Here is a 15,129-nt window from a genome sequence, read left to right on the forward strand (position 1 = left end):
GCGCATTTTCTAGGCCGCCGCATCCCTTGTGCCAAGGAAAACCGCACCTATATCGCCGCCATCAAGAGCCGCCGAGTGGTCTTGCCGGGACGGGGGACCGAAGGCGCGGCGTCCAACTGCAAGAAGGAACTGGGGAAACCTATGGCCAAAGTAATCGGTATCGACCTGGGCACCACCAACTCGTGCGTGGCCGTGATGGACGGGGGCAAGCCCAAGGTCATCGAGAATTCCGAAGGGGCGCGGACCACGCCCTCGATCGTCGCCTTCGCCAAGGATGGCGAGCGACTGATCGGCCAGCCGGCAAAGCGCCAGGCGGTCACCAACAGCGACAACACCGTCTTCGCCGTGAAGCGCCTGATCGGCCGCCGGTTCGACGATCCCATCACCAAGAAGGACACCGAGCTCGTCCCCTACACCATCGTGAAGGGCAAGAACGGCGACGCGTGGGTCAAGGCCGGTGGTGAGGATTATTCGCCCAGCCAGATTTCCGCCTTCATCCTGCAGAAGATGAAGGAAACCGCCGAAAGCTATCTCGGCGAGACCGTCACGCAGGCCGTGATCACGGTTCCCGCCTACTTCAACGACGCGCAGCGCCAGGCGACCAAGGACGCCGGCCAGATCGCCGGTCTCGAAGTGCTGCGCATCATCAACGAGCCGACCGCGGCGGCGCTGGCCTATGGCCTCGACAAGACGGACGGCAAGACGATCGCGGTCTACGACCTCGGTGGCGGAACGTTCGACGTCTCGATCCTCGAGATCGGCGACGGCGTGTTCGAGGTGAAGAGCACTAACGGCGACACGTTCCTGGGCGGCGAGGATTTCGACACCGCCCTGGTCGAATGGCTGGCCGACCGGTTCAAGACCAAGGAGAACATGGACCTGCGCAGCGACAAGCTCGCGCTCCAGCGTCTCAAGGAAGCTGCCGAGAAGGCCAAGATCGAGCTGTCGAGCACCACGACGACCGAGGTGAACCTGCCGTTCATCACCGCGCGCATGGAGGGTGGCAACACCACGCCGCTGCACCTGGTGGAGACCGTCACGCGTGCCGATCTTGAGAAGATGGTCGGCAACCTGATCGAACGCACCAAGGCGCCGATGAAGAAGGCGCTCGAGGATGCGGGCATGAAGGCCGGCGACATCGACGAGGTCGTCCTCGTCGGCGGCATGACCCGCATGCCCAGGGTGCGCGAAGTCGTGAAGGAGTTCTTCGGCAAGGAACCGCACACCGGTGTGAACCCGGACGAGGTCGTGGCCATGGGGGCCGCGATCCAGGCGGGCGTGCTGCAGGGCGACGTCAAGGACGTGCTGCTGCTCGACGTGACTCCGCTCTCGCTCGGCATCGAGACGCTGGGCGGCGTGTTCACCCGCATGATCGACCGCAACACCACGATCCCGACCAAGAAGAGCCAGGTCTATTCGACTGCCGAGGACAACCAGCAGGCGGTCACGATCCGCGTGTTCCAGGGCGAGCGCGAGATGGCGGCGGACAACAAGCTGCTCGGCCAGTTCGACCTGGTCGGCATCCCCAGTGCGCCGCGCGGCGTGCCGCAGATCGAGGTCACCTTCGACATCGACGCCAACGGCATCGTCAACGTCAGCGCCAAGGACAAGGGCACCGGCAAGGAGCAGCAGATCCGCATTCAGGCCTCTGGCGGTCTGTCGGACTCCGACATCGAGCAGATGGTCCAGGATGCCGAGAAGTTCGCCGACGAGGACAAGAAGCGGCGCGAAGGGGCCGAGGCGAAGAACAACGCCGACAGCCTCGTCCATGCGACCGAGAAGCAGCTCGAGGAGCATGGCGACAAGATCGATGCTTCGCTCAAGGGTGAGGTCGAGGCCGCGATTGCCGAAACCAAGACAGCCATCGAAGGCGGCGAAGTGGAAGCGATCAAGGCAAAGAGCCAGGCGCTGACCGATCTCGCCATGAAGATGGGCCAGCAGATCTACCAGCAGGAACAGGCCTCCGCGGCCGATGCTCCTGCGGGCGAAGCTGCCGGCGGCTCGGGTGCCGACGAGGATGTCGTCGACGCCGAGTTCTCCGAAGTCGACGAAGACAACAAGGGCTGATGTCCTGATGAAAACCGCAGCCGCCGCCGGTGCATTTCGCTCCGGCGGCGGCTAGGTTTTCGGGACGGGGGTCTTATCTCATGTCGATGGAAATCGATTTCTACGAAATTCTCGGGGTCGAGCGGACCGCGGACGACGCGACGATCAAGTCGGCGTACCGCAAGCTCGCCATGCAGCACCACCCGGATCGCAACGCCGGCTGCAAGGAGAACGAGGACAAGTTCAAGGCGGTGAGCGCCGCCTACGAAATCCTCAAGGATCCGCAGAAGCGGGCCGCCTATGACCGCTATGGCCACGCCGCGTTTCAGAACGGCGGCCCGGGCGGCGGGCACCCTGGCGGCGACTTCGGGGATATCGGCGATATCTTCGAGACCATCTTCGGCAGTGCATTCGGCGGCGGCGCCCGCCAGCGTCCGCGCCGCGGCGCCGACCTGCGCTACGACATGCACGTCACCCTGGAAGAAGCCTTCCATGGCAAGAACACCGAGATCGAGGTCGAGGTTTCGGTGGCTTGCGAGCCCTGCCACGGCAGCGGCGCCGAGCCCGGAACCGACAAGCGCGTGTGCAACCTGTGCCGCGGGCATGGCAAGATCCGCGCGCAGCAGGGCTTCTTCGTGATCGAGAAGCCGTGCCACAATTGCCACGGCTCGGGCCAGGTAATCGAGAACCCCTGTCGCTCGTGCGGCGGCGAGGGCCGCGTGGACAAGCGCCAGCGGCTGACCGTCGAGGTTCCTCCAGGGGTCGATACCGGTACCCGGATCCGGCTCGCCGGCAGGGGCGAAGCGGGGCCGCAGGGCTCACCAGCGGGCGACCTGTACATCTTCGTTCACGTCAAGCCGCACCCGGTGTTCGAGCGGGAGGGAACCATCCTGTTCACCCGCGCCCCGATCAGTTTTACCACCGCCGCCCTGGGTGGCTCGCTGGAAATCCCCGGGCTGGACGGCGAGACGAGCACGATCGACATTCCCGCCGGTATCCAGTCGGGCAAGCAACTGCGCAAGCGCGGCGCCGGAATGCCGGTCCTGCAGGGGCGGGGTCGCGGCGATCTGGTCGTCGAGGTCAAAGTCGAGACACCGACCAAGCTGACCGCCCGGCAGAAGGAAATCCTGCGCGAACTTCAGGAAACCGAGACGGGCGAGGAATGCCCCGAAAGCCGCGGATTCTTCGATAAGCTGAAAGGCGCGCTGAGCGGCTAGCCGCCGATTTCCCGCTCGATCCTTGAGATCAGTTCGGGATCGCAGGTCAGGCGCTCGCGCTCTTCGTTCAGGATGGCGCGGAATGCTGCGCGCTTGAAGCTGTCGCATGCATCGTCGCTCACCGTTTTGGGGGAGCTCGAGCAGACGAGATCGATCATCCGTTCGGCGCCGTGCAGGCGGCCCCAAAGGTAGTCGTTCTCGCGGTATGCCCGGCTGAAAAACGCCCCGAAATTGTAGAACTCCGTTCCGCGCAGCGTCGCCCGGGTTCCACCGGGACGGATCGATGGGGCATCGTCGGGGCTGATGCGGTCGACCTTGATCCCCTCGAACTCGGTCAACCCTTCGTTGCGCATCAGCGGCAGGGTTGCGACGTCGTAAAACGGGAAGCCCAGATAGGCGAGCAGCGTGCGCCGTCGCAGCGCCTTGGGCATCGCAGTGAGCGCCTGCGACAGCAACTCCTCGGCCTCGCGGTCCGCTTCCAGCAGGTCGCGCCGTGTTGCGATCGTGTCGAGCACCCGGCCCGGATCTTCGAAGATGCGCGCCGCGATCTTCGGGAAATCGTCGCCCAGCGCCGCAGCGCCGTCGCGCGCGAAATAGAGCGCTAGAATGGCGTAGATCGACTCGCGCGCATCGTCGAGTGCCGCCTCGGGAATGGTCGGGTCGGCCTCCCACTCGCGCGAAAGGCGGCGCGCGATAAGCCGCAGGCGGCGCACACGGAACGTCAGGTCATGGGTGCGAAGGAACGTGATCGCATCGGGCGTAGCCCCGCCGCCGGTTGCCGCAAGCCGGCTAAGACCGCGCCGGTCCAATTCCGCGCGCAGGACCTCGACGATCGGCTCGGCATTGGGCAGTCCGAGCTGCGGTGTGGCTTCGAAGATCGTGCCGGCCAGCCGCTCGACGATGCCGATCAATTTCGCTTGGGCGTAGGAGTGGAAGGTGTATCCCGCCCGCTCCGCCGCCGCCTGTTGCGCCTTGCTGCGCCATCCGGCGAGCCGGGCGGTCGTCGGCCGATCGAGGAACAGCGTGAGGCCGAACAGCTTCTCGACTTCGGTCTCCACCTGCGGGCGCAGCGCGGTCACGATTTGCCGCGTCCGCTCGGCCTCGCGGGTCAGGTGTTCGATCGCTTCTAGGTTATCGCGGATCGGCTGCTCGCGGGGGATGGTGGACAGTGAGCCGAAGATCGCCCCGAAGAACCCGACCGGCCGGTCGATGCGATGCTCCAGCGTGCCGAAGCGGTCGGGCCGCGGATCGATGTACACGAACCGCCGGTCCACCTCGCGCTGCGCCGGCCTGGCGGGCAGAGCGGCCATGGCCCCCGCGAACGGGGCATTGACCAGGACCGACCCGTCGATCAGCGCGACCTGTTCTTCGGCGCCCTTGTGCAGGTGTACCGGCATGATCCGTTCCAGGAAATCGCGCCGCCCCGGCCATTCCACGCCGCCGCTTGCGGCCAGCGCATCGATTTCGCCCACCTGCAATGGCGGAAAGGCGCCGGGAAAACTGGCGGTGGCGCGCGCGGCGAAGGTCAGCTCCAGCGGGTCGGCGAGGTTCTCCTTGCCGAGCGCCGGCGTCCGCGCCCGGAAGGCGATCTGCAACCGGTGCTCGCTTTCCTCCACCAGCGGCGGGCTGTGCAGGTGGAGCGGTTCGAGAAAGCCCCTGAAATCGGTTGTGGTGACGAGCAGGTCCAGCGGGTGGCCCGGCGGCAGCAGCGGAGGTCCCGGCTCGCCTGCCGCCATCGCCAGCAGTGCGTCGTGGATCAGGTGCGAGAAGCCGAGACCGGAGAAGGGCGGCTCGAACCACCGGCTGCGGATCAGGCGCGACACCTTGCTGCGCACCTCGGCGCGCGTTTCGGGCGAGACGGTTTCGGAAACCACGTTGCCCGGCCGTCGCAGGAGCCACCAGGCAATGGGTTGGGCCCAGAACTTGGCGAAGCGCCAGCCCGGACGGGCATCGGGATCGAGCAGGGCTTCGACGTCGGCATTCTTCAGCCACAGGTCGGTCAGAGGATCGAGGCTCTGGCCGGAATGGATCGCCTGGGCGAGGAACACCGCGTTGATGCCTCCGGCGCTGGCCCCGGTGAGGATGTCGGGCAAGACGCGAAGCCGCAGGTCGGCGCCGCTTTCGATGCTTTGCAACAGGTCCAGGTAAACGCCTTCAACCCCGTCGGCGCTGGCACCGGCATGGGCCGAGCGGCTCGCCCGCGCGAGCTTCCAGATCTCCTTGGTCACGCCATGCATGTAAACGGCAAGACTGATCCCACCGTAGCAAATGAGCGCGATGCGCAGTTCCTTTTGCCGCATGGCGGAACCTTGCAGCCGCCGAAGGCGCATGGCAACGGGCCGTGGCCGGTTGCAAAGAGTTCGATGCGTCCTTCCGCTTGGTACAGCCCGGTAGTCGCCTCTTGTGTTCCGACTTTGTTCCGCATAAGCTCGGGCGATGTCCAAGACCAAGCGCCGTTATGTCTGCCAGGCCTGCGGCGGCGTGTCGCATCGCTGGCAGGGCCAATGCCCAGATTGCGCCGAGTGGAACACCCTGGTCGAGGATACGCCGGCCACGGTCTTTTCGATGAAGCACGACCTGTCGAGCGGCGGGCGGGCGATCGAGTTCGTCACGCTCGATGCGCCGGGCGAAAAGCTCGTCCGGCGCAGCACGGGTCTGCCCGAATTCGACCGTGCCCTGGGCGGCGGGCTGGTCCCGGGCGCGGCGATCCTCATGGGCGGGGATCCGGGCATCGGCAAGTCGACCTTGCTGTTGCAGGCATCGGCCAAATTGGCGAGCGCGGGCGCCGATGTCGTCTATGTCAGCGGCGAGGAAGCGGCCGGTCAGGTGCGGCTGCGCGCCGAGCGGCTCGGCCATGCGCGCGCGCCGATCCGGCTCGCCTCGGCAACTTCGGTGCGCGACATCCTCACCACGCTGGGCCGCGGTGATCCGCCTGCGTTGCTGGTGATCGATTCGATCCAGACCATGCATTCGGATACGATCGAAGGTGCGCCGGGATCGGTCAGCCAGGTCCGCGGCTGCGCGTTCGAACTGATCCGCTTCGCCAAGGAGACGGGCACCGCGCTGGTGCTGGTCGGGCACGTGACCAAGGACGGAACCATCGCCGGTCCCCGCGTGCTGGAGCACATGGTCGATGTGGTCATGAGCTTCGAGGGCGAGCGAAGCCACCAGTACCGGATCCTGCGCTCGCTCAAGAATCGCTTCGGCGCGGTCGACGAGATCGGCGTCTTTGCGATGGCGGGGCAGGGCCTGGAAGAGGTGCCCAATCCCTCCAGCCTGTTCCTGACCGGCCGCGAAGAGCCGATTGCCGGCAGCGCGGTCTTCCCTGCGCTCGAGGGGACGCGTCCGGTTCTGGTCGAGGTTCAGGCACTGATCGTGCGCCTGCAATCGGGCGCGACGCCCCGGCGGGCCGTGGTGGGCTGGGATACGGGTCGCCTGGCAATGCTGCTGGCCGTTCTGGAATCGCGCTGCGGGCTGAATTTCTCATCGGCCGAGGTCTACCTCAACGTCTCGGGCGGTTACCGCCTGTCCGATCCCGCCGCCGATCTGGCTGTCGCCGCCGCGCTCGTTTCTGCGCTGGCCGACAAGCCGCTGCCGCTGCGCAGCACGTGGTTCGGCGAGGTGTCGCTGGCCGGGGAAGTGCGCCCTGTCGCCCATTCCGGACTGCGCCTGCGCGAAGCGGCCAAGCTGGGTTTCGACAGCGCGTTCGGGCCCGACGATGCTGGCGAGAGTCCTGTGGGGCTCCGCTATGCCGGGGTCGGCCGTTTGCCCAAGCTCGTTGACCGGATAATGGCCGCACCCTAAATCCGCCCGTGATGACCGGTTTCGACATTATCGTCATGGTGATCGTGGGTGTCGCGGCCGTTGGCGGATTCACCCGCGGCTTCATCCAGGAAATACTCGCCCTCCTTGCCTGGGTCCTGGCGATCGTGGCGATCAGGTTCCTGCATACCGATCTCTCGGCCTTGCTGCTGGGCTACGTGGAGTCGCCGACCACCGCAGCCATCCTCGCCTTCGCGATCCTGCTAGTGGTTCCGTACGGCGCGATGAAGGTGATCGCCTCCAACTTCGGCAAGCGGTCGCGCAACTCGCTGGTGGGCCCGATCGACCGGGTGCTCGGGTTCGGGTTCGGCGCGGTCAAGGGCGTGATCGTCGTCGTCATCGCCTTCTCGCTGGTCGTACTCGGTTACGACACGATCTGGGGGCCCAAGGGCCGGCCCGACTGGATCAAGGAAGCGCGGACCTATCCCTTCGTCAACGCCGCGTCCGAAGCGATGGTCGAGATCATCCAGCAACGCCGCGAACGGCTGCGCGAGAGCGAGAGCGAAATCGGCGAACTGCCCTGATGGCCGCCGACCGACTCTACACGCCCGAGCTGCTCGCGCTGGCGGTGACGTTGGGTGACGTGCCGCCCGATCCCGCTCTTCCGCTGCACGGCTCGGCACGGTCGAAGAGTTGCGGCAGCACGCTCGACATCGATCTTGGCCTCGATGGCTCTGGGGCAATCGAAAAGCTGGGGATGCGGGTCAGGGCGTGTGCCGTGGGGCAGGCCGCGGCGGCGATCTTCGCTGCGGCCGCGCCCGGGCACGATGCGGGCGAGATCGAGGCGGCCCACGGCGCAATCGGATCTTGGCTCGCAGGGGAGGGTGATCTTCCCGATTGGCCCGGCTTCGCGCCGCTGATCCCGGCGCGCGATTTCCCCGCGCGCCATGGCGCTATTCTGCTGCCGTGGAATGCCGCGCGCGACGCCCTTTCCAGCGCGGCGCCCGCCAGCTAAATCCCTCCCCGCAGAGGGGATCGAATTCGACATGGCCACGACAGCGCTGACGACAGCCCACGAACCGAGCGCGAGCGACATCAGGCTGGTGATCGCCGCGAGTTCGGCCGGCACGATCTTCGAGTGGTACGACTTTTTCATCTACGGCACGCTTGCCGCATTGATCGGGGCCGCTTTCTTCCCCTCCGACAACGAGACGCTGCAATTGCTGCTGGTCTGGGCCGGCTTCGCGGTGGGCTTCGGCTTCCGTCCACTGGGCGCCATCCTATTCGGCTACCTGGGCGACAAGCTGGGGCGCAAGTACACCTTCCTCGTCACTGTCACCCTGATGGGCGTCGCCACGGCGGGCGTCGGCCTGATCCCCACCGCGGCGACGATCGGGCTGGCTGCGCCTGCCATCGTCATCTTCCTGCGCATCCTGCAGGGGCTGGCGCTCGGCGGCGAATACGGCGGCGCGGCGATCTACGTGGCGGAGCATGCTCCGCCAGAGAAGCGGGGGTTCTATACCAGCTTCATCCAGGCGAGCGTGGTGGGCGGTTTCGTCCTGTCGATCGCGGTGGTGCTGGTCTGCCGGGCGCTCATTCCGCCCGAGGATTTTGCCGCCTGGGGGTGGCGCGTGCCGTTCCTGCTCTCGCTGATACTGCTGGGCATCTCGCTCTGGATGCGGCTCAAGCTGGCGGAAAGCCCGGTGTTCAAGGCGATGAAGGAGGCGGGCGAAATGGCCGGCAATCCTTTCGTCGAAAGCTTCACCTATCCCGGCAACAAGAAGCGCATCTTCGTCGCCCTGTTCGGCGTCACCGGCATCCTGACCACGATCTGGTATACCGCGTTCTTCTCCGGCCTGTCGTTCCTGCGCGGGCCGATGCGGATGGACGAGACCCTGGTCGAATGGATCATGATGATCGCCGGCCTGATCGCGATGGGGTTCTATCTGGTCGTCGGCAAATGGTCCGATGCCATCGGTCGCAAGCGGCCGATCATCCTCGGCAGCCTGCTGACCCTGCTGCTGCTCTTTCCGATTTTCTGGGGCATGGGCTCGCTGGCCAATCCGGGGCTGGCCCGTTCCTCGGCGGAGCAGCCGGTTGTCGTCAGCGGAACGGGCTGCGACTACGATCCGTTCGCGAGCAAGCAGGCCACGGCGTGCGGCCGGCTCCTGTCGGACCTCACCTCGTTGGGCGTGAGCTACGACGTGGCCGAACCTTCCGGCGAACCGCTCCTGACGATCGGGCAGGAAAGCCCGGCCATCGACCTGGCCGACGATGCCGGGCGCAAGGCGGCGGTGCAGGCGGCTCTCGAGGCAAAGGGCTTCGATTTCGCCAGGCAGACCCCGCCCGTCGCCAACATCCTCGGGATCATCGGGTTGCTGGTTGCCATGGGCGTTCTCTCGGCCCTGACTTACGGCACCGTTGCGGCATTGCTGGCCGAGATGTTCCCCCCGCAGATCCGCTACAGCTCGATGTCGATCCCCTATCATATCGGGGCGGGCTATCTCGGCGGTTTCCTTCCGCTGATCGCAGGTTACATCGTGGCGACGACAGGCAACCCCTATTCGGGCCTGTGGTACACCTGGGCCGTCGTCGCGTTCGGCGTTGTCGTGGCCTGGTGGGGGCTGCCGTCCGGGCCACCGCGCGATTTTGCCGACGAATGACCGGCCGCCCCTCGCGAACGCTCCGGCTGCGCCTCGATCGCGCGGCGCTGGCGAATAACTGGACCGCGCTCGACAGACTCTCGGGGGCTGCGGCCGCGGGCGCCGCGGTCAAGGCCGACGGTTATGGTCTGGGCGCGGAACGGGTCGTCCCCGTGCTGCGCGATGCCGGCTGCAGGATGTTCTACGTCGCGCACTGGAGCGAAGTCGAAGCTGTGCTGCATCATGTCCCCGCAGCGCAGGTCGCCGTGTTGCATGGTCCATTAAGCCCCGACGACGTCGATTATGCGATCGCGACGGGCGTCCGTCCGGTCATCAACAGCCTGCATCAGGCGCGGCTGTGGACCCGGGGCGGGCGCCACGCCTGCGACCTGATGCTCGACACCGGGATCAATCGCCTGGGGGTGTCCCCCGGCGAGATCGGCGACGAGGCGATCCGCGCTCTGGAGGTCCAGACGCTGATGTCGCACCTCGCCTCGGCGGACGAGGATAGCGCGCAAAACGATGCGCAACGCACGCTGTTCGAAGAACTGGCACCCCATGTGCCGCACCGCGCGCGCAGCATCGCCAACAGCGCCGGCATCGCGCTGGGCAGGGCGTTCGCCTACGATCTCACTCGACCCGGGCTTGCCCTCTACGGCGGCATTCCGCGCGGCGAGCTGGCATCCCTCGTTTCGCAGGTGGCCTTTCCGCAGGCGGCGATCATTCAACTGCGCGATATCCAGCCGGGCGACCGGGTCGGCTACAACGCCACCTGGACCGCCAGCCGCCCGATAAGGGCCGCCACGGTGTCCGTCGGTTACGCCGACGGTTTCCTGCGCTGTTGGTCGGGCAAGGGCGTTTTGCTGCACGGCGATCGCACGCTTCCGATCGTCGGCCGGGTGTCGATGGATATGGTCGTCGTAGACTGCACGGCGGCACCCGAACTTCGCGAAGGCGATTGGCTCGACCTGATGTACGATCTGCCGCAAGCGGCGGAAATCACGGGGCTTTCCCAGTACGAATTGCTGACATCGATCGGCTCGCGATACGCGTTCACAGATTTCTGAGGAGTCATGTTGCACTGCACACTGTGCAGGTGCTAAATGTCGCGCGGTCGTTTCGTACCCGAGGGCTCAGAAAAAGTGGCATCCGCACAGCAGGCATCCGAAGACCGGGTCGTGGTCAAGAAGTACGCCAACCGGCGACTCTACAACACGAAAAGCTCTTCCTACATCACGCTAGACGACCTCGCGAAGATGACGCGTGATGGGACGGACTTTGTTGTGCTCGACGCCAAGACGGGCGGCGACATCACCCACCAGATCCTGACCCAGATCATCATGGACGAGGAATCGAACGGCGAGCAGATGCTGCCGATCAGCTTCCTGCGCCAGCTCATCTCTATGTATGGCAATTCGATGCAGGCGATGATGCCGCAGTATCTCGAAGCGTCGATGGAGCATTTCCGCACCAACCAGGAAAAGCTGCAGCACGCCTGGAAGGACAGCATCGGCCCGCAAGCTTTCGCCAAGATGGCCGAGACCAACATGGCCATGTTCAAGGCGGCCGCCAGCGCCTTCATCCCCAAGACTCCGGCCGGGGATGCCCCTGCCGATCAGCGGTCGGGCGACATCGACGAGCTGAAGACCCAGCTCTCGGCCATGCAGAAGAAGCTCGACGAGCTTGGCAAATAGCTGCGGGCAGGCCAGTGCCTGCCGCAGTTTGAAGCAGAATCGGAAAATTCAGTGACCGGCATTCGCCACGCTTTGTCCGTCAAGCGCGAGGACGATTTCGCGCAGTGGTACCAGGAAGTCGTCTCCGCCGCCGACATGGCCGAGGAATCGGGCGTGCGCGGCTGCATGGTCATCAAGCCGTGGGGCTTCGGCATCTGGGAACGGATGCAGGCGCTCATGGATCGGCGCATCAAGGCGGCCGGCGTGCAGAACGCCTATTTCCCGCTGTTCATTCCGCTCGGCAATTTCGTGCGCGAAGCCGAGCATGTGGAAGGCTTCGCCAAGGAAATGGCGGTCGTCACCCACCACCGCCTGATTTCCGACGGCAAGGGCGGGTTGATGCCCGATCCCGAGGCCAAGCTGGAAGAACCGCTGATCGTGCGCCCCACGTCCGAGACGATCATCGGCGACGCGATGAGCCGCTGGATCCAGTCGTGGCGCGATCTGCCGCTGATGCTCAACCAGTGGGCCAATGTTGTGCGCTGGGAAATGCGCACGCGCATGTTCCTGCGCACCAGCGAGTTCCTCTGGCAGGAAGGGCATACCGCGCACGCGACGCGCGAGGATGCGATGGCCGAGACGCTGCGCGCGCTCGAAATGTACCGTGCCTTCGCGGAAGAGGACGCGGCGATCCCCGTGATCGTCGGTGAAAAGCCCGCCAACGAGCGCTTCCCCGGCGCGGTCGGCACCTGGTCGATCGAGGCGATGATGCAGGACGGCAAGGCGCTGCAGGCCGGCACCAGTCATTACCTGGGGACCAGTTTCGCGCACGCGGCGAACATCCGCTATCAGGACAAGGAAGGCGGCCAGCAGCTCTGCCACACGACCAGCTGGGGCGTCTCGACACGCATGGTCGGCGCGATGATCATGGTCCATGGCGACGACGACGGGCTGCGCGTTCCGCCCACGCTGGCGCCGTTCCAGGTCGTCATCCTGCCGATGCTGCGCGAGGATGACGGCGACGCGGCCATCATCGAATATTGCGAAGGACTGCGTGCGGCATTGCTGCAGCAAACCGCCTTCGGCGAGCCGCTGCGCGTGCTGCTCGACGCCAAGCCCGGCAAGGCCGCGGCGAAGCGGTGGGATTGGGTGCGCAAGGGCGCGCCGCTGATCGTCGAAGTGGGCCCGCGCGACATGGAGAACGGCAAGGTCGCCGTGCTCCGGCGCGACAAGCTGTGGAACGAGGCCGCGAAGACGAATTTCGACTTCGCCGCGCGTGACGAATTCGTCGCTACCGCCGCCGGACTCGTTGGGGACATCCAGCGGGCGCTCTACGGCGAAGCGCACGCCCGGCGGGAAAGCAATATCGTGCGCGGGATCGAAACGATCGCGCAGCTTGATGCCATGTTCGGCGCGGACGCGCGCTACCCCGGATGGGCCGAGGTCCAATGGTCGCGGCCCGAGGGCGCGGAACTGGACAAGGTCGTCGAACAGCTCAAGGCGCGCAAGCTGACCTTCCGCAACGTTCCGCTCGATGCCGCTGCGGCCGACGGCCCCTGCATCTTCACCGGCGAGCCGGCGGTCGAACGGATCTACGTCGCCCGCGCCTACTGAGCCCGGCCTGCCGGCCCCGAGCCACGATGGCCCGGGACCGGCGTTCCCGACCTTCGGTTACTTGGGCGCCAGGATCATCCCCTTGGCGACCTTCTCGCGATAGGCATCGAGGCTGATGTCGCGGCCCAGGAACTGCTTCACCAGTGCGGCCGACGGCCCCGATCCGCCAGGCGCCAGGATGAAGTTGCGGTAGTCGGCGGCGGTCTGCGGGTTGCGCAGGCCCTCCTTGGCGAAGCGCGTGAACATGTCGTCGGCCACCACGACCGACCAGCGGTAGGTGTAATAGGCCGCCGAATAGCCGTTCAGGTGACCGAAGGCGTCCTGCATCTGGGTGCCAGTCGGATAGCCCATCGGGTCGAACTTGCCTTCGTACTGGCGGGTCAGGTCGCCCAGGTTGCCCTGCGGTACGCCCTCGTGGAACTTGAGCGAGATGTTCGACAGGCCGAGCTGGCGCATGTCCGACAGACCGAGGCCGAAATACCGCGCCGCATTCATCTTCTCGACCAGGTCGCGCGGGATCGTCTCGCCCTTCTCGTTCTTCGCGAACTGCGAGAGCGTGTCGTAGTCGTAGACCCAGTTCTCCAGCACCTGCGAGGGCGCCTCGACGAAATCCCACTCGTTGGTGATTCCGCTGGTGCCGAACCAGCGGTGCGTCTGGCCGCCCAGGATCCCGTGCAGCATGTGGCCGAATTCGTGCAGGAAGGTTTCGACCTGCCCGTGCTCCATCTTGCCTTCGGGGAAGTTCTGCACCAGCGCGCCCACCGGAACGGAGCGGCCCTGCAGGCCTGCGCGCAGCGGGATCATGTTGGCGTGGGTGTACTTGCCCTGCCGCGGGTGGTTGTCGAAGTAGAACCGGCCGATGACCTTGCCGCCTTCGACAACCTCGTAAGCTTCGACGTCCTCGTGCCAGGTGGGGGTGTCCCACTTGCGAATGTCGAGCTTGAACAGGTCCTCGGTCAGCGCGAGGATGCCGTCGCGCACGTTGTCGTAGAGGAAGTACTCGCGCGCTTCGAGCGGGTTGTAATCGAAGTACTTCTGCTTGGCCTGGCGGCTCAGCCAGCCCGAGTTGAAGATCGACACGTCGCCGCCGGCCTGCGCCGGATATTGCGCCTGCATCGCACGCAGCACGGCCATGTCGCTCTGCGCCGAAGGGCCGGCCGCGGCGGCCATGTCGGCCAGCAGGGTCTCGACCTTCTGCGGGGTGTTGATCATGCGATCCTCGAGGACCAGCGCGGCGAAGTTGGGGCGCCCCAGCAGCTCGGCCAGTTCCTGGCGCTTGGTGAACAGCCGGGTCAGCACCGCGTCGTTCTCGGGATAGGCCCGCGAAAGGTATGACCGCGCCATGCGCTCGCGCGTGATGGGGCTGTCGGCATAGGTCATGACCGGGCTGTAGTCGGTGCCCGACATCGTCAGTTCGATCAGCCCGTCACCACCGACCGGGTGCTTGTCGAGGAAGTCCTGCGGCAGGCCCGCGAGTTCGGACGGCAGCACCTTCAACCGGGTCGCGTCCTCGGCGATGTTGCGGTCGAATTCGGTGCCGATCGCCGCAATCTCGTCCTTCAGCGCCTTCACCTGCGCGCGCTTCGCCTCGTCGAGCGACACGCCCTCGCGCTCGAACTTGGCGAGCGCGCGGCTGAGGTAATACTGCGTGGCGGCGTCGGCGCTGCCCGGCGCGATGGCCTTGAGCTTGTCGTAGGTCGGGCGCGACAGGGTCAGCCGGGCGTCGGCCTCAGCGAGCTTGACCTCGCAGTCGCCGGCGGCGGAGCGCTGATCGGCCTCCAGCATGACCTCGCGGTACAGCGTGAATTCGCCCAGCGCGCTCTGCTGCAGGTTGCTGATATCGTCGTAGGCCTGCAGCGTGGTGTCGATGCTCGCGGCGCCCGTGCCGCTCTCAAGCTGGGTCATCAGGCGGTTGTTTTCCGCCAGCACCTTGTCGCACCGGGCCGTGATCTCGGCCGCGCTCGGGCTCGCCAGGATGGGGCCGAGAAAGGCGTTTACGTCGTAGCCTTGCGCAGCCGCAGGTGTGCTGAGGGCGGTGGCGAGCATGGCGGCGGATCCGATCAGGTGACGCATGTAAGACAAATCTCCGGAGAAAGTTTTTCGTGAAACCGGTTAGCGGAGCGCAGTTGCACTGGCAATGAACGCCGCGCACGGGGACCGTGGCGCCCGCGCCTT

Annotated in this window: 11 protein-coding genes; 9 read left to right on the forward strand and 2 right to left on the reverse strand. The window is 66.0% G+C overall.

The window, feature by feature from the left end; all coding sequences use genetic code 11:
• Window positions 1-141: 141 nt before the first annotated feature.
• Window positions 142-2,067, forward strand: a complete 1,926-nt coding sequence (gene dnaK, locus ACWPMZ_RS07190) for a molecular chaperone DnaK (protein WP_455703324.1) — start codon at window positions 142-144, stop codon at window positions 2,065-2,067.
• A gap of 80 nt (window positions 2,068-2,147) precedes the next feature.
• A complete protein-coding gene (dnaJ, locus tag ACWPMZ_RS07195; RefSeq protein WP_455703325.1) occupies window positions 2,148-3,263 on the forward strand; it encodes a molecular chaperone DnaJ in 1,116 nt (371 codons plus the stop codon).
• Here dnaJ and ACWPMZ_RS07200 read toward each other — a convergent pair.
• Complete coding sequence (locus ACWPMZ_RS07200; protein WP_455703326.1) at window positions 3,260-5,563, reverse strand: patatin-like protein; 2,304 nt, start codon at window positions 5,561-5,563, stop codon at window positions 3,260-3,262. The two genes, dnaJ and ACWPMZ_RS07200, sit on opposite strands and share 4 nt — an antisense overlap.
• A gap of 136 nt (window positions 5,564-5,699) precedes the next feature.
• On the opposite strand from ACWPMZ_RS07200, the gene radA reads away from it, so the two are divergent.
• From radA to ACWPMZ_RS07235, 7 genes are all read left to right on the forward strand, one after another.
• Window positions 5,700-7,067, forward strand: a complete 1,368-nt coding sequence (gene radA, locus ACWPMZ_RS07205) for a DNA repair protein RadA (protein WP_455703327.1) — start codon at window positions 5,700-5,702, stop codon at window positions 7,065-7,067.
• 11 nt (window positions 7,068-7,078) lie between these two features.
• The gene (locus tag ACWPMZ_RS07210) at window positions 7,079-7,609 is read left to right on the forward strand and encodes a CvpA family protein (protein WP_455703328.1); all 531 of its coding nucleotides are present in this window, start codon (window positions 7,079-7,081) and stop codon (window positions 7,607-7,609) included.
• Window positions 7,609-8,040, forward strand: coding sequence for an iron-sulfur cluster assembly scaffold protein (locus ACWPMZ_RS07215; protein ID WP_455703329.1), 432 nt, complete (start codon window positions 7,609-7,611; stop codon window positions 8,038-8,040). The genes ACWPMZ_RS07210 and ACWPMZ_RS07215 overlap by 1 nt, the downstream gene beginning before the upstream one ends.
• Before the next feature lie 31 nt (window positions 8,041-8,071).
• Window positions 8,072-9,688, forward strand: a complete 1,617-nt coding sequence (locus ACWPMZ_RS07220; protein WP_455703330.1) for an MFS transporter — start codon at window positions 8,072-8,074, stop codon at window positions 9,686-9,688.
• Window positions 9,685-10,734, forward strand: coding sequence for an alanine racemase (alr, locus tag ACWPMZ_RS07225; protein ID WP_455703331.1), 1,050 nt, complete (start codon window positions 9,685-9,687; stop codon window positions 10,732-10,734). The genes ACWPMZ_RS07220 and alr overlap by 4 nt, the downstream gene beginning before the upstream one ends.
• A gap of 75 nt (window positions 10,735-10,809) precedes the next feature.
• Entirely contained in the window at window positions 10,810-11,361 is a 552-nt protein-coding gene (gene phaR, locus ACWPMZ_RS07230; RefSeq protein ID WP_455703332.1) for a polyhydroxyalkanoate synthesis repressor PhaR, read from the forward strand.
• Between the two features lie 51 nt (window positions 11,362-11,412).
• A complete protein-coding gene (locus tag ACWPMZ_RS07235) occupies window positions 11,413-12,954 on the forward strand; it encodes an aminoacyl--tRNA ligase-related protein (protein WP_455703333.1) in 1,542 nt (513 codons plus the stop codon).
• Window positions 12,955-13,011: 57 nt separating this feature from the next.
• On the opposite strand, the gene ACWPMZ_RS07240 is transcribed toward ACWPMZ_RS07235, so the two are convergent.
• Window positions 13,012-15,027, reverse strand: a complete 2,016-nt coding sequence (locus ACWPMZ_RS07240; RefSeq protein ID WP_455703334.1) for a M3 family metallopeptidase — start codon at window positions 15,025-15,027, stop codon at window positions 13,012-13,014.
• Window positions 15,028-15,129: the final 102 nt, after the last annotated feature.

It is taken from the genome of Tsuneonella sp. HG222, assembly GCF_053819185.1.